Annotated in this window: 1 protein-coding gene; it reads left to right on the top strand. The window is 61.8% G+C overall.

Features of this window, described 5'->3' with window-relative positions; genetic code table 11:
* Positions 1–3: 3 nt before the first annotated feature.
* On the top strand, positions 4–676 hold a 673-nt coding region (locus tag DMB66_RS60330; protein ID WP_370321623.1), incomplete at its 3' end, for an RICIN domain-containing protein.

Raw genomic sequence — 676 nt, 5'->3', positions numbered from 1 at the left:
ATTGTGCCGGCTACTCAAGTGTCGGCGGCTCCGCGTCTGGACTTTGGAATCAGGGTGAAGGCCGCCTACACCGGACGATGTCTCACCTACGACCTACGTGCCGTGCCCGATGCGAATGACAATAGGCCGGTTACGCAGACCGACTGCGCTGGCGCTACGGAGCTCTCTCAAGGCCTGGCGGTTGTCCCGTTGAATGACGGTACGTACCATATCGGGCGGTTCAATCCCGCTACCCGGGTGATAGATGGCTGCGTCACCGTCAAGAACAATCTGATGACGGCCAACACTCCGATCGTGCATCATCCGTGCACCGCGGCGGGGACGAACGACCAGTGGCGATTCCGTTCGGTCCCCGGCAAGCCGACGTTTCGAATTGTGGCGGAGAGCAGCCGGCTGTGTCTGAGCATCGCTCCCGACAACACGCAGAACAACGCGCCGCTGATCCAAAAGACCTGCGGAACCTCGGCGACCGACCTGACCGATCAGTTCACCTATCCGCCCACTGCTTCGCCGAACGCGGTTCCGCAGCCGGCGACCCGGAACCAGGCGATTGTCGCTATGCAGGGCTCCGCGAACGACACGGCGCTGGCCCCGCTGACCTATTCCTATACCGACGACCTCGGCAGCCTCAAGATCGGTCACCAGTCCAATCCGGACAGTGTCATGTCACTGCAGT

This window comes from Actinoplanes sp. ATCC 53533, assembly GCF_003947245.1.
This window is presented reverse-complemented; position numbering and strand designations above follow the sequence as displayed.